We start from the raw sequence: 20005 nt of genomic DNA on the forward strand, positions 1-20005 counted from the left end.
CCCTATTTCTCCTGGGCGAGCCGCTGGGAGAGGACGATCAGCGCTTCCAGCTTGGCACGCGCTGATCCTGAGTCGATCGAGTGGCCGGCCAGCGCGACGCCTTCCTTGAGATCCTTCGCTTTTCCCCCGACGACCAGCGCCGCGGCCGCGTTCATCAGCACGATGTCGCGCTTGGGCCCAGCCCCCCCCTTGAGGATCCCGCGGATGATCTGGGCGTTCTCTTCCCGGTCCCCCCCCTGGAGCTCACGAATCGAGGCCCGGCCGAGCCCGAAGTCCTCGGGGCGGACCGTATAGCTCCGCACGACGCCTTCGCGCACCTCTGCGATCGAGCTGTCCCCGGTCGTGGAGATCTCGTCCAGGCCATCGGCGCCGTGGACCACGAAGGCCCGGATCGTCCCGAGCTCAGCGAGCACCCGGGCCAGCGGCTCGATCAGCGCGAGCGAGTACACGCCGACCACCTGGGCGTTGGCATTGGCGGGGTTCGTCAGGGGTCCGAGCATGTTGAACACGGTCCGGATGCCCATCTCCCGGCGAGCCGCCATCACGTGCTTCATCGCCGTGTGGAGGAGCGGCGCGTACAGGAAGCCGATTCCCCCCTCGTCGATGCAGCGCGCCACCTTTGCCGGCGACAGCTCCAGGTTGATCCCCAGCGTCTCGACGACGTCGGCCGACCCGCAGAGGGACGAAACCGACCGGTTCCCGTGCTTGGCGACCTTGAGCCCGGCCCCCGCCACCACGAAGGCCGTGGCCGTCGAGACGTTGAACGTGCCGGCAGCGTCGCCCCCAGTCCCGCACGTGTCGATGAGCATCTCGCGGTCCGTTCCCGTCAGCGCCGCGACCTCTTCCCCGCGCGTCCGCACGCGCACAGCCTTCTGGCGCATCACCTGGGCGAAGCCGATCAACTCTTCCACCGTCTCGCCCTTCATCCGGAGCGCGGTGAGGAAGGCGGCAATCTGGGCGTTGGTGGCGGCTCCCGACATGATCGCTTCCATGGCCGCCGCCGCCTCGATGCGCGTCAGATCCTTCCGCTCCACGAGCGCCCGCACAGCCTCGGTGATGATGGGGCTGGTCATGCGACATCCTCCTTCCTCGCCTTGCGCGGCCCGCAGGCGGCCACGGCCGCGAGAACATCGTCGAGCTTGACGGGTTTGGGGAGAACCTTATCCACGCCGTGGACCTTGAGCTCTTCGGGCGAATACTCCACGCCCCACCCGGTGATCACGAACACCGGAACCGCAGGATCGTGATCCTTGACGGCCCGCGCGACCTGCAAGCCGCTCACCCCCGGCATCGCCAGATCGGTGAGGACGAGGTCGAAGGGCTCGGCCCGGCAGCGTGCGATCGCCTCGGCCCCGTCGGCGACCAACACGACCTCGTGACCGCCCTGGGAGAGGAGATCGCTGAGCACCTCGCGCACCAGCGGCTCGTCGTCCACAACGAGGCAACGCAACGCCGCTGTGGGGGATGACGCGGGTGGCGTCGCGGCCTCGGTCGGCAGCGCCCGGCTCGCGGGAAAGGACAGCCGGAAGGTGGAGCCTTCTCCCGCCGAGCTCCCGACCGAAATCTCGCCGCCGTGGCGGGTGACGATCCCGTAGGTCATCGACAGCCCGAGGCCGGTGCCCAGCGGCCCCTTCGTGGTGAAGAAGGGGTCGAAGATCCGGCGCTGGACGTCCGGAGGCATCCCGACGCCGGTGTCGCTCACCGTGACAACCACGCGCTCGCCCGCGGCCTCGGTGGTCAGCGAGAGCCTCCCTCCCTCGGGCATCGCGTCCACCGCGTTCAGGATCAGGTTCGTGAGGGCTTCCCGGAGCTCGGCCGGATCGCCCGACACCGGCGGAATAGGGGCGAGCGCCGTGACGACCTGAACCGTCGTCCCCCGGCTGTGAGGCTCCTCGGGCCAGCGCGGCCGGGTAACCTCGAGGGCATCCTCGACCACTTGGTTCAGGTCCACCGACACGTAGGGCTGGTCGCGGCGGACGCGCGTGAACTCCTGGATCCGCCGGACGGTCTGGGCCCCGTCGAGGGCCGCCTGCTCGATTACCTGAAGCCACTCGCGGAGCGTGGGGTCCTCGACCCTCCTGGAGAGGAGCTGGGTACGTCCCAGGATCGAGGTGAGGAGGTTGTTGAAGTCGTGAGCGACCCCGGAGGCCATCTCGCCCAGCGCCCGCAGCTTCTCGGTCCTGATGAGCTGGTCCTGGGCGGCAGCCAGCTCGTCGTAGGCCCGCGTGCGCTCCTCGAAGAGCCGGGCGCTCCGGATGGCCAGGGCGGCCAGGCCGGCGATGTTGGCCAGCAGCCGCTGGTCCGACTCGGTGAACGGCTGCACCACGCTCCTGAGCGCCAGCACGCCGACGACGCGGTCGCCGGCGACCATCGGAACTCCGAGCCAGTAGGGGAAGCGGAGCGAGGCGGAGACCGGATCCACACCCTCCCGGCGACAGGTCTCCAGATAGTCGGCAGTCCGGATCGCCTGACGCCGCCCGATCACCCGGCTCATCAGTCCGTACCCCAGCGGGTACCGGCGGGTGGGGTTCGGGTCGGGCTCGCCGTCGCGCATCCTCAGCGCGACCTCGAACTCCCGGCGGGCCTCCTCGTAGAGAAGGATCACCATGTTTCGAGCGTCCAGCACCCGTCCCACCTGCCGGCGGACGGCCTCCAGGAGATGAGCGACGTCGAGCTGGCCGGTCACGGCCCGGGAAACCTCGTAGAGGACCGACAGCTCTTCCACCTTTCGCTGGTGCTCCTGGAAGAGGCGGGCATTCTCCACGGCGATCCCGGCCTGGTTGCCCATCGCCTCGACGAGGGCCAGCTCGGCGTCGGTGAATGCCCGCGTTCGCTCCCACCACACCGCGATGAAGGCGCCGAGCACCTGATCCCTGGCCGCGATCGGAGCGAAGAGCTGGACTTGATGCGGCGCGATCGCCTTCATGGGCTCGGGGATCCGCGGGTCTTCGGGCACGTTGCTCGAGACGACCACGCGCCGGGCGGCGAGCCCCTCGGCGTGGAAGGCGCTCTCGCGGGGATCGACCCGAGCCTTCCGCAACACTTCCAGGAGACACGGGGGCACGTGGTAGCCCACCGCCGGCTCGAGCTGGCCCGTGTCCGGGTCCACCAGCCACGCGCCCACCGAGTCGGCGTCGATGGTTCGAGCCACCTGGCGGAGGAAGTGGCGGAGGAGCGCCTCGAGATCGAGCGTGGACGCCAGCGCCCGGCTCACCGACAGCAGCACCTCCGTCTCTCTCAGCCGTTCCTGCGCCGAGGCGTAGAGGCGGGCGTTCTCGATGGCGATGGCGGCCTGGGTGCCGAACGACGTGAGCACTTCGAGGTCTTCGGCGCTGAAGCGGTAACGGTCTCGGGTGAAGAGGACGAGCACGCCGACGAGCCACTCGCGCACCAGGAGCGGGACGTACACGCCGGAAACAAACCCCTGTTCGCGAAGCCACGTCACGTTGACGATCCGCGGGTCCGCCACCACATCCTCAACCACAAGCGGCTCGCGCGCCATCGCCACGTGGCCGGCGAGCCCCTCGCCCAAGGCGAATTCTGTCTTCCGCCCTGAGCCGTGAGCACCGCGGATGCCCCACTCCGACCGGAGATGCAGGCGATCTCCCTCGAGGACCCAGATGCGGGCCGAGGAGCCGGGGAGGAGGTCGCTGGCGGCCCGGACCACGCGGTCGAGCACCTCAGGCAGTTCGAGGGACGCCGTCAGGGCCTGGGTCAGCCTGGTCAGGCTCTGAAATCGCTCGTGCAGCCGCTTGCGCCGGATGACCTCTTCCTCGAGCGTTGCCTTGGCGCCGATAAGATCGCTCGTTCGGTCCTCGACTCTCGCTTCCAGCTCATCCAAAACGGCACGCAGGCCGGCTTCCGCTCTGCGGCGGGCGGCGACGAGCACGCTGACGGCCACCGCCACAATCGCGAACACGCTCAGCAGAAGTAAATCCTCCGCGGCTGCAATCCCAAAGGAGTAAGTCGGCGGCAGGAGGAAGTACTCGCTGAGCAGGGTTGAGAGAAAGGTTGCGAGCAGGCCTGGACCCAGGCCATACCACGCGCTGATCATTACAGCGATGACAAAGATGGCAAACAGGTGCCGGCTCGTCTGCGGGTAGAGGATACCGAGCATCCACGCCAGCAGCATACAGACCGCAACCGTCAGTACCGCGACGGCGTAGCCCCGAAGTGGCCGGTGCCTTGCGGCACCCGCACGCGCCCTGTCGCTCGGACCAGCGTCCATCACCGCGCCTCTGTCCGGCAGTCTCGGCGGCTCAACCGAAGGCGGTACCCTGCAGGGTCCACGGTTCGATTCCTCAGGCGCATCGGCCACCCGCAGCCTTCCCCCACGCCCAACGGTTAACCAGGGCCGAGCAGCTCGCGGGCGATGACGAGGCGCTGGATCTGGTTGGTCCCCTCGTAGATCTGGGTGATCTTGGCGTCCCGCATGAAGCGCTCCACGGGGTACTCGCGCGTGTAGCCGTAGCCGCCGAAGATCTGGACGGCATCCGTCGTCACCCGCATGGCCGTGTCCGCCGCGAAACACTTGGCCATCGAGGCTTCGAGAATGACCCGGCTCGCGCCCCGGTCCACGAGCTGGGCCACGTGGTGGATCAGGAGCCGGGAGGCGTGGACGGCGATCGCCATGTCGGAGAGCATGAACTGGATCCCCTGGAACGAGGCGATCGGCTGGCCGAACTGCTTCCGCTCCTTGGCATACGCGAGCGCCGCATCGAGCGCGGCCTGGGCGATCCCGAGGGCAATCGCGCCGGTCGGCGGTCGGGTATAGTCGAGAGTCTGCATCGCGATCTTGAACCCCTCCCCTTCCCCGCCGAGCCGGTTCTCCACCGGCACCTCACAGTCGGTGAGGTGGATCGCGACCGTCGGGGAGGCCCGGATCCCCATCTTCTTCTCTTTCTTGCCGATGGTGAACCCCGGGAAGCTCGGCTCGACGAGGAACGCCGTCACGCCCCTGGCACCTTGGGACCGATCCACCGTCGCGAAGAGCGTGATCACGCCGGCGTGGTCACCGTTCGAGCACCAGAGCTTCGTCCCGTTCAGGACGTACCTGTCGCCCCGGCGCGCCGCCTGAGTTTGCAGCGACGCCGCATCAGACCCCGCGCCGGGTTCGGAGAGCGAGTACGCCGCGAGGATCTCCCCCGCGGCGAGCCGCGGCAGGTAGCGCTTCTTCTGCTCCTCGGTCCCGGCCAGGAGGATCGGGTATCCCCCGAGCGGGGTCGCCAGGTAGTTCGTCGCGGTCGCCGCGCACGCCCAGGCGATCTCCTCGACGACCAGGCAGAGCGCCAGGGCTCCCATCCCCGCGCCCCCGTGCTCCTCCGGAACCCAGATTCCCATGAGCCCCTGCTCGGCGAGCAGTCGCATCGGCTCGTCCGGATACGTCTCGGTCTCGTCGTAGTGGGCGGCGGCCGGCGCGATCCGTTCCCGCGCGAGCTGCCGCGCCAGATCGCGCACCGCGCGCTGGTCGTCGCTCAGGTAATAGAGGTCCCGCATGTCGCTACACGAGCTTCAACTTCAGAGCGTTGGGGTCCAGAATCAGAGTCTCGTGTTCCGGATCGAGCTTGATCTTCCAGATTTGGAGAAAATCTGCGCCCACGATCGCAGACTCGGTGAGACCGTCGACCACGTAGAAGACCCACTGGAGTGGGTGGCCGTCGAGCCATAGCGCCACATGGACCGCCTCCTGTGCGTGGGTCACAGCCGTCGCCGTTTCGATTTCCAGAGGAATCGGCACAGAAAACAGGTCGGATACAGACTGGGCCACCTCCCGACTCACGAAGCACCGGGAACTCCCGGTGTCGAAAAGCGCCTTCACTTCCAGCTCTGCCCGAGAGCCCGTCAGCCGTACCGTTTTATAAATCAACCCCATCTACAGCTCCAAGCCAGCGTCGCCCCTGCTCTTCGCTCAAGTAGTGGCAACCTGTACTACATTCCGAGTCTGTTTAGCGTCGGCCTCCGCGCGATTCGCCGCCTCTAATACTTCTTTGTACGTGGCGCCGTGCTCTGGCAAGACCCCGGAACGCGAGCTCGTTCTTTTTTATTTCAGCGGCCTGGCGCGGTGGAAACTTGTTCCTGTACTTGATTTCGTCAAAAAGCTGTTTCGCAAGGCCTTCCAGGGCCACGTGAACACCTACGCTGAAAGCTCCAGGCCCGCGCACTCGGCCGCGAACGCCCGGCAGGCCGCCGCGTCGAAGCCGCGGAGGATGGTGATCTTCTGCGCCTCCAGCGATCCTTCCGCGTGGATCGCCAGCAGCTCGTGGTAGCCGCCGAAATCGGAGGCCATCAGATCGCGGATCAGGTTGAACAGCTTCAGGCGATTGTGGGCCCCGACGCCCTTCCGCCCGCCCAGGTACTTCTCCACATCGGCCTTGGTCTCGGGGTTAGCCAGATCCTCCTCGCCGGGCCCGGTGACCAGGAGCCCGCCGGCGATGTCCTGCACCCGTTGCACCATCGCGTGGTAGTTCTCGGCGAAGTACTGCTTGGCGATGTTCGTGATCGTGGTGTCGGGCACGGCCACGCCTGGCCCTTTCACCTTGCACTCGTGGGCCGCCGCGACCGTCAAGGAGCGCACGGTCTCCCGATAGGAGATAAGGCGCGAGAGTTTCTCCCTGACGTGGGACGCCGTCTCGATTCCGTTCGCCTCCGCCATCAGCATCGCCGCGCCGATCATCAGGTCCATGAGCGGGAGCTTGTAGGAGACGGCGGTGAAGCGGTGGAACTCGACAAAGCCGAGGGCCAGCGCGCCCGCGTAGGGCGTCTCGCCGCACAGGAAGACCCGCTCCGAAGGCACGAAGACGTCGTCGAAGACGGTGAGCGTGTCGTAGATCTTGTGGCGCGACGAGATCGGCGCGTGGAAGGCCGACCCGCCGCCGCCCGAGAGCGGGCTCACGATGAAGCGGAGCCCCCGGGTGCTGGCAGGGACCGCGACCGCGACAGCGTAGTCGGTGTCGCCGTCGCCGAGCGCCCGGGTGGGGATGGCGATGATCTCGTTGGCGTAGATCGAGCTGGTCGTGTGGGCCTTGCAGCCCCGGATGACGATCCCGTCCTTCTGGCGATCCACGATCCGGAGGTAGTAGTCGGGGTGCTCCTGCTCCCGCGGGCCCCGGCTCCGGTCCCCCTTGACGTCGGTCTGGGCAACCGCCATCGCCAGGTCGTTGTCCGCCACGTGGCGGTGGTAAGCCTGGAGCCGCTCGTAGTACGGAGCCTTCAGCTTCTCCTGCAGGGCGTGGCTGATGATGGCGTGGGCGAAGAGGAAGTCGGTCCCGATCTCGCGGATGAGCTGGATGATCGCCCGCCCGGCATAGGTCGTGCCCGCGATCAGCTCGCGCCGGCGCAGGAGGTCGTCGGCGTTCCGGGGAATCTTGTAGAACCGGTTGACGGTCTGCCCGGCTTCCGTGACGCGGACAAGGTCGCGGTGGTGAGGGTCGTCGGCGAGGGCGTAGTCGATGGCGCAGTGGCGGGCGCCAATCCCGAGCTCCGCGTGGGTCGTGACATCGGCAACGCGCTCGCCCCGGTAGTAGACCGTGCGGCCGTCGCGGAGGCTCTCGAGGTACTGCTCGGCGGTCCTGAGCGGCATCGCGTCCCCCCTACTTCTGGCTGTAATCGTAGAAGCCGCGGCCGCTCTTCCGTCCGAGGTAGCCGGCGGCCACCATCCGCTTCAGGAGGGGCGGCGGCGCGAAGCGCGCCTCCCTGAACTCCTCGAACATCACCTCAGCCACGTAGAGGGTGGTGTCGAGCCCCACCAGGTCCAGGAGCGTGAACGGTCCCATCGGGTAGCCACAGCCGAGCTTCATGGCCTGGTCGATGTCCTCGAGCGACGCGAGCCCGGACTCGTAGACGCGGACGGCTTCGAGGAGATAGGGGACCAGGAGGCGGTTCACGATGAAGCCGGTCGCGTCCCTGGCCGCGACCGGAACCTTCCCGATCGCCTGGACCCAGGCCCACGCCGCTCTGACGCTCGCCTCGTCCGTCAGGATCGTCCGCACCACTTCCACCAGCTTCATCAGCGGGACCGGGTTGAAGAAGTGAAGGCCCAGCACCTGCGACGGCCGCTTGGTGGCAGCCGCCATCGCCGTGATGTTGCAGGAGGAGGTGTTCGAGGCCAGGAGCGCGTGGGGCGGGCAGATCCTGTCCAGCCTGGCGAAGGTCTCGTTCTTGAGCTGCTGGTTCTCGGTGATCGCCTCGACGACGAGGTCGCACGCGTTCAGGTCCTCGAGGCGCATGCTCCCGGTGATCCGCGCGAGGATCGCGTCCTTCTCCCTGACCTCGAGCTTGGCCTTGGCGACGAGCCCGTCCAACGTCTTGTGCAGGCCGCCGAGACCCTTGTCCAGGAGCTCCTGGTTGGCCTCGACTACCACGGTCGGGAAGCCGGCCTGGGCCGAGACCTGCGTGATCCCGGAGCCCATCAGGCCGCAGCCGACCACGCCGACTGTCTTGATGGCCATGTCTCAGATCCCTCGCTTGGCGTCGCCCGGCTTCGCCGTGCTCCCCTCACCCCGAAGGCGAGGCCTGTCTCGGCACCCGGGTGATCCGATGGCAGCAGACCACGCCGCTCTCGGGCTCGCCGGGGCGCTCCTCGTCGACGAAGTCGTACTGCGCGGAGAGGACGGCCCCCCAGCCGTGGATCCGGCGACGGAAGCCGCGGCAGCCCGGGAAGTTCCCGACCCCCATGCCGCCCATCTTCGCGGCGGTGGCCATCTCGGCGAGGAGGCAGCGGGAGAAGGCCAGCTCCACGTGATCGGCGTCGGCGGAGAGGACCCGCATTGCCCCGCCGTACACCAACCCCTGGCCCCGGGGCATGCCGCGGAGCCCCCAGAAGGTCTCCATGTAGCGCGCGAAGCCCACGCAGTCTTCGACCGCGCCGATACCGGTCAGCTCGCGGATCCGCCGCGCCTCGATCTTCCCCATGGCGTGGACCGCCGCCTCGTTGAGCTCCATCGCGGTCTCGAGGCCGAAGCGATCGTTCACCTTCAGGAACCACTGCCCGTCGTGCGAGAACCAGCAGGCATCCACGAAGCGGACGGCGGCGGCGGGATCGAAGGCGAACGGCGTGATCGGTTCCAACGCTGCGCGGAAACCCCTGTCAGTCGTAGGCGATGAGGGAATGGAGCGGGTAGTTCTTGAGCTTCTCCCGACCGTGGAGGAAGGCCAGCTCGATCAGGAATGCGACGCCCACGACCTGGCCACCGAGCTGCTCGATCAGGCGGAGGGTGGCCGACATGGTCCCGCCCGTCGCCAGGAGATCGTCCACCGCCAGCACCCGCTGCCCCGGCTGGATCGCGTCCGCGTGGATCGCGTGGGCGTCCCGCCCGTACTCCAGCTCGTACTCCACCTCGATCGTCTTGCCGGGAAGCTTGCCGAGCTTCCGCACGGGAACGAACCCGGCCTTGAGCTCGTGCGCCAGCGCCCCGCCGAAGATGAACCCGCGCGACTCGATCGCCACGACCAGGTCCACACGCGCCCGCTGGTACTTCTCGGCGAGGCGATCGATGACGTACCGGAAGGCGCCGGCGTCCTTGAGGAGGGTAGTGATGTCCTTGAAGAGGACCCCCTCCGTCGGGAAGTCCTTGATCTCCCGGATCTTCGCCTTGAGCTCCGCCAGCTCCACGGCCGGAATGATACCGCCCGCCGCTCCTGCGGCGCAACCGAAAACCGTCCGATCAGCGGAGGGTAGCGAGGGCGGCGGGGAGGGCGGCGAGGTCGTGAACGACGAGGTCTGCGTCCGACGCCGGCCGTCCGTCGGCGGCAAAGTGGATAGCGCGCATGCCGGCGGCGCGCGCGCCCGCGATGTCCTCGCCCGGCGTGTCACCCACGTGGACGGCATGGCGGGGCTCCACGCCAACCCGCGCCAGGGTCAACCTGAAGATCTCTGGATCGGGCTTTCTAAGGCCGACCTCATCCGAAAAGCTGGTCACGCGGAAGCGGTCGAGGAGGCCGAAGCGGGTAAGCACCTGGCGGAGTATCACCCCGGGAGTCCGGCCGGTGTTGGAGACTACGGCGAGGACGACCCCCAGACTCGCGAGCGCGTTCACGCTCTCGATGGCTCCCGGCGATGGCAGCGGCGGGTAGCTGAGGACCGGGGCGATGTAAGCCCGAGCGGCCTCTTCGAAGCGGCCGAACGGAAGCCGTCCCGCGAGCCCTGGCGACACCAGGTCCAGGAAGAGCGCGACCTGCTCCCGGTACGGGAGGTCCCGGTGCTCACGCCAGACCCCGGCGAGCCGCTGGCCGGAAGCTTCGTAGGCCGCCTCCAGCGCCTCGCGGGCCACGGCGTATCCGCTCTGGTCGAGCACGGCCTTCACCCCGTCGAGGCGGAGGGCCGTGGCGCGCGCCAGGTTCTCGGGGGTGTCGGCAAGGAGCGTCTGCCAGAAGTCGAACGTCACCGCGTGAATCATCCCCCACACCCTACGCCGGCCGGGTCTGCCCGTCGCTCGCTCGCCTTCGGCGGTCACCGCACCCACGCCTCCGGCGCGGGTACCCGGGCTCGCCCGGCCGGGGTCCCTCCGGATGCGCCTCCATTGCGCGCGATCCGCCCCAGAACGTCCCATCCACGGCCGGCGACCAGCCGCGTACCCGGGGTGTGCGATCGGGCTTCCCCGACCGGCTCGCTCACGATGGGTCCCGACCGCCTCTCGGCATGGCTCGCTCGGGCAGATCGCCAGCCGGCGCGAGGCGGGCGAGGACGGACGGGCCGAGCCGATGACAGGATCCGCCGGCCCTGAGGGTCAAGCATCGGGGAAGCGTGGCGCGCGCTTTTCGAGGAAGGCCGTCATGGCCTCGCGCGGCTCGCCGGTCGTGTAGGTGGTGGCGAAGGCGTTGATCCCGTACTGGATCGCGGTGGCCAGATCGGTCTTCCGCCAGCGGATCAGCAGCTCCTTCTGAAGCCTCACCGCTGTCGGCGCGCAGCTCAGGATCTTCCCCGCCAGCTCGCGCGTCACCGCCTCGAGCTGCTCGGGCTCGGCGAGGCGGTTCAGCAGGCCCCACTGCAGGGCCTGGTCGGCGCTGATCAGCTCTCCGGTCAGGAGGTACTCGGCGGCCCGCCCGGGACCGATGAGCGCAGGCATCAGCGCCGCCTCGATCACCGACGGGACTCCGACCTTGATTTCGGGAAGCCCGAGCCGGCATCCGGTCGAGGCAGTCCTGAGGTCACAGGCCATGGCCAGCTCGAAGGCGCCACCGAGGCAGTAGCCGTGCAGCATGGCGATCACCGGAAACGGAGCCTCGTGGACAGCACGGATGGTGTCGTGGAGCGCGGCGATGAAGCGCTTGGCCGACGCCACGTCAAGGTCACGCAGGATTTTGACGTCCACGCCTGCCGAGAACGCGCGTCCCGACCCGCTGATGACCGCCAGGCGGACCGACTGGTTGCGGGCCAGGCCGCGGAAAGTTTCGCCGAGGACCTCGATCAGGTTGGGGACGAAGAGGTTCAGCGGCGGGCGGTTCAGCCTGAGCCAGGCGATCGAGTCCCGGCTTTCGACCAGCAGCACTGGTTCCATCAATACCTCCGCATGCTCGGGTCCACCGTCTGCGCCCACAGGTCGAGGCCGCCCGCCAGGTTTACCGCCTTCCTGAACCCCAGCCCGCGGAGGTAGTGCGCGACCGCGGCGCTCCGGATCCCCTGATGACAGAAGACCACGATGTCGTCCTCGGGGTTCAGCTCCTCGGTCCGGAACTCGATCTCCTCGATCGGGATGTGAACCGCGCCGGGCAGGCGGCAGAGTTGAAGCTCCCAGCCCTGGCGCACGTCGAGCAGCACCAGCGGCTCTTTCCCCTCCAGCCGGGCCTTGAGGGCCTGCGCCGTGATCTCCTCCACCGAGCCCTCCCCGCTCACGCCCGACTGGGACGCGCGCCGGTCACCACAGGTCCTTGTCCGTGATGAGCTTGTCTATGAAGTACTCGTCGAAGCTCACGCCCCGGGGGAGGCCGGACGCCCCACAGCTCGCGCAGTCGATCTTGTGCCAGCCGTCGTCGTCGATCTTGACCTTGTCGTACTCGATCGCGGACTGGCATCGCGGGCAAACGAGCTTCGTGATCTGCCCGAGAATGAAGGAGCCGTCCTTCATCCCGAGGAGGATCCACCCGCAGCGGAGCAGCTCGTTGGCCAGCTGTTCGCGCCTCGTCCGGTGAATCCGCTGCACGCGCGAAACGCGCTCAGCCTCCTCCATTCCGACCTCCCTCCTTCAGGAGCGCGCAGGCAACGCTCACCCGTCCGCGGCGATGGGGACGGAGGCGATGAACTCGCCGAGCCACTCGTTGACGGTGGAGGCGTGCTCGATCTGGGGGAAATGGCCGCAGCGGTCCAGCACCCTGAGTGCCGCCCGCGGCAGCGACCGCGCGACCGTTTCGGCGTGAGCAAGGGGCACGACGCGATCCTGACACCCGTGGATCGCGAGCACCGGCAGGTCGAGCGCCGAGAGCGCCCGCCGGTAGCGCTCAGCGTCCCGGCGAAAGTCGTCCCGCGCCTCCCGGAGCGCGGACAGGAAGGCCGCCTGCCCCGCCGCGGTGGCCCGGGCCGCATGACCGCGCTGGACGAGGAAGTCCACCTCCGCGGGAACGGGCTCGGCGAAGCAGCGTGCGAGCGCCGCCCGGAGCAAGCCCGGCCAGAGCAATCGGGCCATGACCTCGCCGACGCCGCGCGCGGCGAGCAGCCCGTAGACCCACGAGGGGCGGTAGTCGAAGCCGGGGATGACGGCCGCGATGAAGCTCAGGCGATCTACCTTGGCGGGATGGCTCACCGCGTAGGCTGCCGCGACAGCGCCACCCAGGGAATGACCGACCAGCGTAAGTCGGGCGAGCCCCAGCGCAGCCCGGAACTGCTCGAGCACCTCGACGAAGAAGCCGAGCGCGTAGCCCCCCAGCGGCTTGCTGGACTGGCCGAACCCGGGCAGGTCCAGCGCGTACACCGAGGCCTTGTGGCCCAGGGCTCCAAGGTTGTGACGCCAGCTCTCGGCAAAGCCGCCGAGACCGTGAACCAGGACGACAGGCAGTCCGCTCCCCTCCGCCAGGTAGTAGAGCCTGAGGCCGTCCAGTTCCCCGCCCCTCAGCGTAATCTCGGGCATGCCGCTCAGGACTCGCGATCGAGCAAGCGGGAGAGCGCATCCCGGAACGGAAACAGGCTGAAGATGCCTCCCGTGTGGATGAAGCAGACGCGGCTCCCGAACTCCTTCGGGTCGCGGCGGAGGTGATCCAGGAGTCCCAGGAACGCCTTCGCCGTATAGACCGGATCCAGGACGATGCCCTCCTCCCGGGCCAGGCTGACGATCGTCGCCAGCTCCTCGTCTCGGCTCTGACCGCGGCCCAGCCCCTGATAGCCGTCCAGGAGATGGACCGTCTTCGGCGGCTCCACGGCCAGGCCGAAGCCAGCGGCGGCCTTCCGGATGGTGGCGGCGACGTAATCCCGAACCTGGTCCGCCGGGTACGCGATGGGGATCCCCACGACTTCGGCCGACAACCCGCTCATCTGCTTCCCCATGAGGAGACCCGCCTGGCTGCCGCCGCTGAAGGCCGTGATCACCACCGTGTCGAAGGCCGGAGCGCCGTGGCGGATCTGCTCGGCCAGCTCGTGGGCACAGGCGGTGTAGCCCAGCGCGCCCACCTCTGTCGCGCCGCTCTCCGGGATGATGTAGGGCCGGCCGCCCCGCGCCTCCACCTCGGCGACGAGGCGGTCGAAGACCCGGTCGATCTGCCGGAACTCGGCCTCGGAACAGTACACCACCTCGGCCCCGAGGAGCCTGTCGAGCAGCAAATTGCCGTCGTACGTCGACGGTCGCTCGCCCTTGACGGCGAGGAGCGCCCTGAGCCCCAGCCGGGCGGCGACCGCCGACACGGCCCGGCAGCAGTTGGACTGGAGGGTCCCGCAGGTGATCAGGGTGTCGGCGCCCTGCTGGAGGGCTTCCCCCACCAGGAACTCGAGCTTCCGCACCTTGTTGCCGCTCTCGAGGAGGCCGGTGAGGTCGTCGCGCTTCACGTAGAGCTCGATCCCCAAGCGCGCCGAGAGGCGCTCGAGCTTCAGGAGGGGCGTCGGCAGGAGGGCCAAGTCCACGCGCGGCGGGAGCTTCGGACTGCTCATGGCTCCCTCATCTTCTCAGGCGAGCGGGCCTTCTGGCAATGGTCTCGCGCCGATCTACTCCTGGAGGAACTGACGGCGATAGACGGTCAGCTCCGCCAGCTCGTCGCCGTCGAAGTAGAGGGACCAGCCGCCGGGGTAGGACCAGAGCTCTCTGGCCCGCTTCTGCACCTCGGGCCAGAATCGCCGCGCCGCCGCCTCCATCCGCGCGTGGTCCGTCGTGGTCTCCTCGGGCGGACCGAGGAGGAGGAGGACCTCCGCTTTCGTCATCCCGACCGAGACGCGGCGCCAGAAGCGAAGGTTCGGCCCCCGGGGTGAGCCGACCACGGCGGGGTGGCTCTCCAGGTAGGCGCGGACCCTCCGGTCGAGCTGGTCCTCGAAGCTAACCGTCTCGTCGAAGCTCGGCCAGCGTCCGATGGCCTTGGCGACGCGGAGCTGCCAGATCCGCGTCGCCTCCGGTCCTTCCGCGACGCGGTGGTCGAGGGTGAACCCGCAGCCACCGAGGATGAGGGACGCGAGCGCCACGCCCGAGACCGCGCCACGAACGGTCACCGCCGCCTCAGATCAACGCGGACTCGAGGACGATGCCGCGGTCGATGACGCGGGCGGCCTGACCCAGGAGCGTCGCGAGCGGTACCGGCACCTCCGGCGCCTCCGCGAGCTGGCGGAGCAGATCGATCAGCCGGCGGAAGGCCCGGATCAGGTCGCCCTCGTGGCCGCCGAAGTCCTCCTCCACGATCGCGGCCCAGTCGTCGTCGCCAGAGGCCCACCGGAAGATGGCGGGCATGAAACCCGTGTGCACGCCGCACGCAAGCGGCAGGCGGTGGGCGCGCTGCGCCTCTACGATCGCCTCCGCGACCGCCTCGAGCTGGTGGAGCTTCTTCCTGAGGCGGGGACGCTTCTTCAGAAAGCGCCGCGCGACCACGCCGTCGCCCGAGCGGGCTTCCTCGATCAAGCAGGAGCAGAGCGCCGCTGCCTCGGCGAGGGTGGAATCGGCCAGGATGCCGCGGTGGACCACCTCGGCGACCATGAGCTCGTTGTCGTGGCGCAGGGCAGCGACGAGCCGCCCCTTGGCGCCGAGCTGGCCGTCACTGACTGCGCCGAAGCGCTCCAGCACCTCCACGACCCGGCAGAATTCCTGCCAGTAAGAGTCCCTGAGCGCGTTCAGGACCTCGGTCCGCTGGCCGAGCCTGGTCTCGAGCTTCTCGATTCCCTTCCACGCCTGATCGCACCGGGGCTGAGCATCCCACGGACAGCGGTGGCACTCGATGGCGGCGAGCTGGGCCTCGGGCCCCTGGGCGTCTTCGCGATCGAGGAGCTCGGTGAGCGAGAGCTTCGCGAGCTGGGCCAGGACGCCGTTCTGCCGCTGGCGCCAGTCGCGCGGGAGGTGGAGCGGCGGCGTGGCCCAGAAGATCCGCTTGATGTTGCCCGACTTCACCCGGACCACCGAGCCGTGGGGCAGGAGCGCGTCCACGAGGAAGCGACGGCCCCGGACCGAGTGGACAGAAAGGATGGCGCCGAGGCTCCCACCGCCCCGCCGGCGGAGCAGCACCAGGCGACCCGGCTCGGCCCCGGCGAGCGCGCCCTCGCCGCGGCGGCCACGACCGGCACCCGCGCCCGCAGCCGACCTAGGCCTTCGGCCTGGGTGCCCGCCCGGCCGGCGAGCCTCGACCTCGCGCCGCAGGGCCCGGTACCGGCCGATCCGGGAGAAGTCGCCGCACGGGGCGCGGTAGGCGCGCGCCTCGGCCAGGGTCGCCTCGAGCGCGCCGACCTCGGCCTCGAGCGCCCGGATGCCTTTGAGGTTCTGGTACTGGCCGAAGGAAGATTCGACGACCCGGCGGATCGTGGTAGGCTCGCTCCGCGTCGCCAGCAGCAGCGCCACCGAGCCGTAGCCGAGGCGGAACTGGCTCTCCACCGGCTCGGAGGGACCATCCACGATCCTGACCGCGTCGTCCACGCTGTCCCGGCTGTCCAGGGCGAGGACGCACTTCCCCTCGGGGTCGATCCCGCGGCGGCCGGCGCGCCCGGCCATCTGGGTGAGCTCGTTGTGGCTGAGGCCGCGGAAGCCGCGATCGGTGCGCTTGGTCAGTCCCTGGAGGACGACGCTCTTGGCCGGCATGTGGATGCCGAGGCTCATGGTCTCGGTGGCGAAGACCACGCGGCAGAGCCCCCGCTCGAAGAGGAGCTCGACCAGCCGCTTCACGCTGGGCAGGACGCCCGCGTGATGGAGCCCCACGCCCATCCCGAGCGCCTGGAAGATCGTCTGGTTCACCGGCGATTCGGCCATCGTGGGGCTCTCCTGGATGGCCTCCTTGACGGCGCCGTCCACCTCGCGCTGCTGGTCACGCCTGAGCAGCGGTTTGCCCTCGGCCAGGTACGCCTCGAGGGCCCGCTCGCACCCGGCGCGGCTGAAGATGAAGTAGAGGGCGGGGAGCCACCCCCGCCCCTCCAGCTCCTCGACCAGGACCGTGGGGTCGGCGACGCGGCGCGGGTACCAGCGCGGACCGCCACCGCGGTCCGACCCGTCGCGCCCGCGCCACGCCTGCCCGCCCTCCTCGGCGAAGAGCCTGCCCCTTCCCTCTCGGACGGCCTCGAAAGCATGGATCTCTCCCGACGGGCCGGCGGCGAGGTACTGGAGCGGCACCGGGCGTTCCGGGTGGGTGATCGGGACCACGGGGCGGTGGACGAGCGAGATCCAGTCGGCGATCTCGGCGATGTTCGCCACCGTCGCCGAGAGGGCGACGAGCGCCACGTCCTTCGGGGCGTTGACGATGATCTCCTCCCAGACCGTGCCGCGCCCCGCGTCCCCCATGTAGTGGCACTCGTCGAGCACCACGACCGCCAGGCCGTCGAGCCCGCCGGCGTAGAACATGTTGCGGAGGATTTCGGTCGTCATCACGAGGACTGGCGCGCGCGGGTTGACCTTCACGTCACCGGTGAGGATCCCGACCTCGGCCACGCCGAACTGCCGGCAGAAGTCGGCGTACTTCTGGTTGGAGAGGGCCTTGAGCGGCGTGGTGTACGCGATCCGCTGGTGGCGGGCGAGAGCCTGGTGGATGGCGAACTCGGCGATCAGCGTCTTGCCCGCGCCGGTCGGCGCCGACACGATCACCGATTTCCCCTCCAGGATCACGCGCACCGCGCGTACCTGAAAGTCGTCCAGGCGAAACGGGTAGCGGGCGGCGAAGCTCCGGTAGAGGTCAAGGGCCTCGGTGCCGAGCTGGCCGGCGCGGTAGGCTGCCTCCAGCTCCGCGGGCAGGATATCGGTGAGAATCGGCTCCCTCCTGTTCGCCTTCAGCGTACCACGGCCCCGCCAGCGGGAAAAACGCGCCGAGCGCCAGGTTTGTCGGCGATCCGCGCGTTTTCGCGACCGGGGAGTGGCGGCATGCTAGAATCCTGCCCGGATGATCGTCTACCACGCCGCGATCACGACAGCGCCCGACTACGTCGAGCGCCGGGCGCCGCACAGGCAGAGCCACCTGGAGCGGTTCCTCCGGCTCAGGGCCCAGGGGGTCGTGATCGGCGGCGGTCCGGCGCCCGACGGGCGCACCGCCGACCTCTTCTACCGCGTCGCCGAGCCGGGCCAGATCACGGCCCTCATCGAGGAAGACCCGTACTACGCCAACGGCGCCTGGACCGGCTACCGGCTGCGGACGTTCGCGCAGTTCGTGGAGCCCTGGGAGCTCCCGCCACTGGTCACCGACGGCTCGCGGAAGGCGACGATCGCCGAGGGAACTGCCTCGGAGCCGGACATGGCGACTTTTGCGCTGATCGAGCTGCGGGGCGCCGGACGCCTCGCGTTCGGCGGCTTCTTCGAGGACGGGCAGACGCTGGCGCTCCTGCGAACACCGGACCCTGATGAGGCTCTCGGCTGGCTCAGCGGAACCGGCTTCTGGAAGGCGGAGACCCTGACCGGCCGCCCGCTTCTCTGGGTGCTCTAGAAACCTCGGAGGGGGCATCTCCGGGAGATGCGCCGGCTCGGCGCCTCGGAGCGGGCCGTGCTGGAGGCCCTCGAGGTGATCCAGCTCTTCAACGGCTTCACCAAGATCGCGGATACCCTGCGCCTCGCGCCAGACTTCCCCGTTCCCACGGCGCGCTGAGGGTCGACGTGCCTGGGTAACGGTTGTCGCTCAACTCTCTGAGCCAACAAAGATTCACGGCTCCTTTCCCCGCTTCTGAACCTTGATATCTCGGCGTCTTGACTTATATGCATACAATGCATATAATAACACGTGCGATTCGAGTGGGACCACGCAAAGGAAGAAATCAACATCCGGAAACACGGAGTGGACTTCGATGAGGCCGCGGACACGTTCTACGATCCTTCAGGGCTCGAGCGACCGGACGAGGGGCACTCCGGCTACGAAGAGCGGTTCATACGCCTCGGCGCATCCCGGCGCGGCCGGATCCTGGTAACGGCGTTCACCGAGCGCGGTGAGTCAATTCGCATCATATCGTCCCGACGCGCCACCCGGCGTGAGGTCAAGAGCTATGAAGAAGGAATATGACTTCTCCAAGGCCAAGCGTGGCGTTTTCCGTAAGCTTCCTCCCCTGAAAGAACGCGCGCGCTATACCAAAGTGAGGATCACAATCATGGTCGACCTAGATGTTCTGGACTTCTTCAAGAAAAGAGCCACCGAGCCGGGTGCCCAGCCCTACCAGACCCAGATCAACCAGGCGCTTCGCGAGTACGTCTTTAAAAGTCGCCCGACTCTTGCGGAGAATCTGTTGAAAGACGAAAGCTTTATCTCCCGCATCTCGGAACGTATCGCGGAGTATTCGGCGCGAGGCGTCGGCCCTGACCCAGAAAGCCTTGAACTCGCCCGCACCAATCCTTATGCCACCGTCATTTCCGAAGCGTGGGAAACCGCACGTCGGGTAAAGAACTCATCCTGGTTCGACGAGGGCCTTCGGAGCGATGACGATGAGTTCAGAGAGCCGTTTCAGTTGCTCGTCGGTTCCCTCATTTCTACTGTGAGCGGCCTGAAGGAGCGGCGGGGTAAAGGTCTCGACAAGCAGGTGACGTCAATCGCGCAAGATGAATGGCGAAGGATTCTCTTCGAAAGAACAGAGCCGCCGTGCTTCGGAGACGACCCGAGACTAGGAGAAGCCTTCGGCAATATGCACTCGGCATCCGTGTCCTTTCGATTGGTCAGCGCAGTCTTCTTCGTTCACCGGCTCTTGAGGGAAAGAGGCAACGGCTCCCCATTTTCCCAATTCGAAGGAAACCTACGCGGTCCGAATGCCGGCTGGAAGGACGCCAAGCTATCCGGCGACCAGTGGTTGCGCGAGATAAAGAAAGGCCGGTTCAAGGGGAGAACGCTCGACGAAGTCGGTAAACTGAACCAGGATGCTTTGCCTCTTTACCTGGTTATTGTCAACCTGCATCGCGACCACTTCGCTCATGGTCACAAAGAGCGAGCCGAGAGACGCAAGGCCTTCGAGCCGCTACTTCGCCGCCACCTTATCCAGGCGCAACTACAGCTAATTAATTGGGGCCTCTCGACGATTGCCAAGCTGATTGAGGTGGGGCCATCACAAACACGCGGACGCCGTTACTTCAGGGCGCCGGAGGTGAGGCCGGAGACGTAATAGTCGAGGAAGAAGACGTAGAGGATCACGATCGGGACCGAGCCCAGCACCGCGCCCGCCATCAGGGAGCCCCAGAAGTAGATGTCCCCCCGGATCAGCTCGCTCGTCACGCCGACCCGGGCCGTGATCTCATCGGAGGACGAGGTGAAGGTCAGCGCGTAGATGAACTCGTTCCAGGAGAGCGTGAAGGCGAAGAGGATGGCGCAGACGAGGCCGGGGATCGCGATCGGGAGCACGATCCGCAGCAAGGCCTGGATCCGCGTCGCGCCGTCCACCATGGCGCACTCCTCCACCTCCTTCGGGACCGTCCGGAAGTACCCCATGAGGAGCCAGGTGCAGAACGGCACG

At 68.1% G+C, this 20005-nt stretch carries 20 protein-coding genes; 3 read left to right on the forward strand and 17 right to left on the reverse strand.

The genetic code is table 11. The features are described 5' to 3' along the window. Positions 1-2: 2 nt before the first annotated feature. The 16 genes from trpD to HY726_21360 all read right to left on the reverse strand — a co-directional run bounded on the left by trpD (position 3) and on the right by HY726_21360 (position 17204). On the reverse strand, positions 3-1061 hold the full coding sequence (gene trpD, locus HY726_21285; protein ID MBI4611532.1) for an anthranilate phosphoribosyltransferase: 1059 nt from the start codon (positions 1059-1061) through the stop codon (positions 3-5). 8 nt (positions 1062-1069) lie between these two features. Then, positions 1070-4132 carry a GAF domain-containing protein gene (locus tag HY726_21290; GenBank protein ID MBI4611533.1) on the reverse strand — a complete coding sequence of 1021 codons (3063 nt, stop codon included), beginning with the start codon at positions 4130-4132 and terminating at the stop codon, positions 1070-1072. Between the two features lie 212 nt (positions 4133-4344). After that, on the reverse strand, positions 4345-5496 hold the full coding sequence (locus HY726_21295; protein MBI4611534.1) for an acyl-CoA dehydrogenase family protein: 1152 nt from the start codon (positions 5494-5496) through the stop codon (positions 4345-4347). Positions 5497-5500: 4 nt separating this feature from the next. Beyond that, positions 5501-5872: a retroviral-like aspartic protease gene (locus tag HY726_21300; GenBank protein ID MBI4611535.1), complete on the reverse strand. Its 372-nt coding sequence runs from the start codon at positions 5870-5872 to the stop codon at positions 5501-5503. A 261-nt stretch (positions 5873-6133) separates the two neighbouring features. Next, a complete protein-coding gene (locus tag HY726_21305) occupies positions 6134-7579 on the reverse strand; it encodes a gamma-aminobutyrate dehydratase (protein MBI4611536.1) in 1446 nt (481 codons plus the stop codon). A 10-nt stretch (positions 7580-7589) separates the two neighbouring features. Next, positions 7590-8447 carry a 3-hydroxybutyryl-CoA dehydrogenase gene (locus HY726_21310; GenBank protein ID MBI4611537.1) on the reverse strand — a complete coding sequence of 286 codons (858 nt, stop codon included), beginning with the start codon at positions 8445-8447 and terminating at the stop codon, positions 7590-7592. Positions 8448-8493: 46 nt separating this feature from the next. Continuing rightward, on the reverse strand, positions 8494-9066 hold the full coding sequence (locus HY726_21315) for a hypothetical protein (GenBank protein ID MBI4611538.1): 573 nt from the start codon (positions 9064-9066) through the stop codon (positions 8494-8496). A 19-nt stretch (positions 9067-9085) separates the two neighbouring features. Then, complete coding sequence (locus HY726_21320) at positions 9086-9604, reverse strand: adenine phosphoribosyltransferase (GenBank protein MBI4611539.1); 519 nt, start codon at positions 9602-9604, stop codon at positions 9086-9088. 58 nt (positions 9605-9662) lie between these two features. Further along, the gene (locus tag HY726_21325) at positions 9663-10394 is read right to left on the reverse strand and encodes an HAD family hydrolase (GenBank protein ID MBI4611540.1); all 732 of its coding nucleotides are present in this window, start codon (positions 10392-10394) and stop codon (positions 9663-9665) included. Positions 10395-10724: 330 nt separating this feature from the next. After that, entirely contained in the window at positions 10725-11495 is a 771-nt protein-coding gene (locus tag HY726_21330) for an enoyl-CoA hydratase/isomerase family protein (GenBank protein MBI4611541.1), read from the reverse strand. Continuing rightward, on the reverse strand, positions 11495-11812 hold the full coding sequence (locus tag HY726_21335) for a sulfurtransferase (protein MBI4611542.1): 318 nt from the start codon (positions 11810-11812) through the stop codon (positions 11495-11497). The genes HY726_21330 and HY726_21335 overlap by 1 nt, the downstream gene beginning before the upstream one ends. A 40-nt stretch (positions 11813-11852) precedes the next feature. Next, complete coding sequence (locus HY726_21340; GenBank protein MBI4611543.1) at positions 11853-12164, reverse strand: hypothetical protein; 312 nt, start codon at positions 12162-12164, stop codon at positions 11853-11855. 36 nt (positions 12165-12200) lie between these two features. Further along, positions 12201-13058 (reverse strand): alpha/beta fold hydrolase, encoded by an 858-nt coding sequence (locus HY726_21345; protein MBI4611544.1) that lies wholly within the window; start codon positions 13056-13058, stop codon positions 12201-12203. Positions 13059-13063: 5 nt separating this feature from the next. Further along, complete coding sequence (locus tag HY726_21350) at positions 13064-14068, reverse strand: D-cysteine desulfhydrase family protein (GenBank protein MBI4611545.1); 1005 nt, start codon at positions 14066-14068, stop codon at positions 13064-13066. 54 nt (positions 14069-14122) lie between these two features. Then, positions 14123-14617, reverse strand: coding sequence for a hypothetical protein (locus tag HY726_21355; protein MBI4611546.1), 495 nt, complete (start codon positions 14615-14617; stop codon positions 14123-14125). 7 nt (positions 14618-14624) lie between these two features. Further along, positions 14625-17204 (reverse strand): DEAD/DEAH box helicase, encoded by a 2580-nt coding sequence (locus HY726_21360; protein ID MBI4611547.1) that lies wholly within the window; start codon positions 17202-17204, stop codon positions 14625-14627. Between the two features lie 265 nt (positions 17205-17469). Here HY726_21360 and HY726_21365 point away from each other — a divergent pair, with 265 nt between their 5' ends. The 3 genes from HY726_21365 to HY726_21375 all read left to right on the forward strand — a co-directional run bounded on the left by HY726_21365 (position 17470) and on the right by HY726_21375 (position 19657). Further along, complete coding sequence (locus HY726_21365) at positions 17470-18006, forward strand: hypothetical protein (GenBank protein MBI4611548.1); 537 nt, start codon at positions 17470-17472, stop codon at positions 18004-18006. A 291-nt stretch (positions 18007-18297) separates the two neighbouring features. Further along, positions 18298-18573, forward strand: a complete 276-nt coding sequence (locus HY726_21370) for a BrnT family toxin (protein ID MBI4611549.1) — start codon at positions 18298-18300, stop codon at positions 18571-18573. Continuing rightward, positions 18557-19657: a BrnA antitoxin family protein gene (locus tag HY726_21375; protein ID MBI4611550.1), complete on the forward strand. Its 1101-nt coding sequence runs from the start codon at positions 18557-18559 to the stop codon at positions 19655-19657. The genes HY726_21370 and HY726_21375 overlap by 17 nt, the downstream gene beginning before the upstream one ends. Here HY726_21375 and HY726_21380 read toward each other — a convergent pair. Then, a partial coding sequence (locus HY726_21380) for a carbohydrate ABC transporter permease (protein ID MBI4611551.1) occupies positions 19621-20005 on the reverse strand: 385 nt, incomplete at its 5' end. The two genes, HY726_21375 and HY726_21380, sit on opposite strands and share 37 nt — an antisense overlap.

The sequence above is a fragment of the Candidatus Rokuibacteriota bacterium genome (assembly GCA_016209385.1).
Classification (GTDB): domain Bacteria; phylum Methylomirabilota; class Methylomirabilia; order Rokubacteriales; family CSP1-6; genus JACQWB01.

Excerpts from the sequence above, each read along its gene's own strand:
- HY726_21290 (MBI4611533.1), bottom strand. The coding sequence starts at position 4,132 with ATGCTGCTGGCGTGGATGCTCGGTATCCTCTACCCGCAGACGAGCCGG.
- HY726_21295 (MBI4611534.1), bottom strand. The coding sequence starts at position 5,496 with ATGCGGGACCTCTATTACCTGAGCGACGACCAGCGCGCGGTGCGCGAT.
- HY726_21300 (MBI4611535.1), bottom strand. The coding sequence starts at position 5,872 with ATGGGGTTGATTTATAAAACGGTACGGCTGACGGGCTCTCGGGCAGAG.
- HY726_21305 (MBI4611536.1), bottom strand. The coding sequence starts at position 7,579 with ATGCCGCTCAGGACCGCCGAGCAGTACCTCGAGAGCCTCCGCGACGGC.
- HY726_21310 (MBI4611537.1), bottom strand. The coding sequence starts at position 8,447 with ATGGCCATCAAGACAGTCGGCGTGGTCGGCTGCGGCCTGATGGGCTCC.
- HY726_21325 (MBI4611540.1), bottom strand. The coding sequence starts at position 10,394 with ATGATTCACGCGGTGACGTTCGACTTCTGGCAGACGCTCCTTGCCGAC.
- HY726_21330 (MBI4611541.1), bottom strand. The coding sequence starts at position 11,495 with ATGGAACCAGTGCTGCTGGTCGAAAGCCGGGACTCGATCGCCTGGCTC.
- HY726_21340 (MBI4611543.1), bottom strand. The coding sequence starts at position 12,164 with ATGGAGGAGGCTGAGCGCGTTTCGCGCGTGCAGCGGATTCACCGGACG.
- HY726_21345 (MBI4611544.1), bottom strand. The coding sequence starts at position 13,058 with ATGCCCGAGATTACGCTGAGGGGCGGGGAACTGGACGGCCTCAGGCTC.
- HY726_21350 (MBI4611545.1), bottom strand. The coding sequence starts at position 14,068 with ATGAGCAGTCCGAAGCTCCCGCCGCGCGTGGACTTGGCCCTCCTGCCG.
- HY726_21365 (MBI4611548.1), top strand. The coding sequence starts at position 17,470 with ATGATCGTCTACCACGCCGCGATCACGACAGCGCCCGACTACGTCGAG.
- HY726_21375 (MBI4611550.1), top strand. The coding sequence starts at position 18,557 with ATGAAGAAGGAATATGACTTCTCCAAGGCCAAGCGTGGCGTTTTCCGT.